This is a genomic window from Roseateles sp. P5_E1 (assembly GCF_054049335.1).
The window spans coordinates 1-1,394 of the sequence record NZ_JBFUMN010000127.1 but is presented as its reverse complement, the minus strand read 5'-3'; the positions used below and the strand labels follow the sequence as shown (position 1 = coordinate 1,394).

Annotated in this window: 1 protein-coding gene, 1 pseudogene and 1 other annotated feature; the gene and the pseudogene both read left to right on the top strand. The window is 67.5% G+C overall.

From position 1 onward, the window contains the following. Window positions 1–26 precede the first annotated feature (26 nt). A pseudogene (locus ACXJKJ_RS30075) lies at window positions 27–1,120 on the top strand (IS3 family transposase); the annotation flags it as partial. Beyond that, window positions 305–421: a sequence feature (AL1L pseudoknot), on the top strand. It overlaps the preceding pseudogene by 117 nt. 51 nt (window positions 1,121–1,171) lie before the next feature. Next, window positions 1,172–1,394 (top strand): transposase (locus ACXJKJ_RS30070; protein ID WP_457394994.1); only part of this gene is annotated, 223 nt, incomplete at its 3' end.

Genomic DNA, 1,394 nt, shown 5'->3' with positions numbered 1-1,394 from the left:
GCCCCAACCTTTGAGAGGATGGAGCCATGAGGAAGTCAGTGAAGTTTTCGCCGGAGGTGCGTGAGCGCGCCGTGAGGCTGGTATTCGAGCAACGCGGCGAGCACGAGTCGCAATGGGCGGCCGTCGTGTCCATCGCGGGCAAGATCGGCGCCACGCCGCAGACGCTGTTGAACTGGGTGCGCCAGCATGAGCGCGATACCGGCCAGCGCGAAGGCGTCACCACCGCCGAGGCGGCCCGCGTCAAGGAACTCGAACGCGAGGTGCGCGAGCTGCGGCGCGCCAACGAGATCCTCAAGCTGGCCAGCGCGTTTTTCGCCCAGGCGGAGCTCGACCGCCGGCTGAAGTCTTGAAGGGCTTCGTGGACGAGCACCGCGACCGCTTCGGGGTCGAGCCGATCTGCAAGGCTTTGCAGATTGCCCCGTCCGGCTATCGACGCCGCGCCGCCTGCGAGCGCAACCCGGCACTGCGCTGTGCCCGCGCCCAGCGTGACGCGACGCTGCTGCCGCACGTGCAGCGCGTGTGGGACGAGAACCTGCAGGTCTACGGCGTCAAGAAGGTCTGGCGCCAACTCGCTCGCGAAGGCCACGCCGTACCGCGCTGCATGGTCGAACGCCTGATGCGCCGCCAGGGCCTGCGCGGCGTCATTCGCGGCAAGACCGTGCGCACCACCGTCAGCGACGCCAAGGCACCGTGCCCGCTGGATCACGTCAATCGCGTGTTCAAGGCCGAGCGGCCCAACCAGCTGTGGGTGTCGGACTTCACCTATGTCTCGACCTGGCAGGGCTGGCTGTACGTGGCCTTCGTCGTCGACGTGTTCTCGCGGCGCATCGTCGGCTGGCGGGTGAGCCGTTCGATGACGACGGACTTCGTCTTGGATGCGCTGGAGCAGGCCCTGTTCGAGCGCCTGCCGGGCCAGCAGAGCACGCTGATTCACCACTCGGATCGAGGCTCGCAGTACCTCTCGATCCGCTACAGCGAACGCTTGAGCGAGGCCGGCATCCAGGCGTCGGTAGGCAGCACTGGCGACAGCTACGACAACGCGCTGGCCGAGACGATCAACGGGCTGTACAAGGCCGAGCTGATCCACCGGCGCGGGCCCTGGAAGACGCGCGAGGCGGTGGTGAACCGCCCCGGTTTCCGAGGAGGCCCCAACCTTTGAGAGGATGGAGCCATGAGGAAGTCAGTGAAGTTTTCGCCGGAGGTGCGTGAGCGCGCCGTGAGGCTGGTATTCGAGCAACGCGGCGAGCACGAGTCGCAATGGGCGGCCGTCGTGTCCATCGCGGGCAAGATCGGCGCCACGCCGCAGACGCTGTTGAACTGGGTGCGCCAGCATGAGCGCGATACCGGCCAGCGCGAAGGCGTCACCACCGGCCAGCGCGAAGGCGTCACCACCG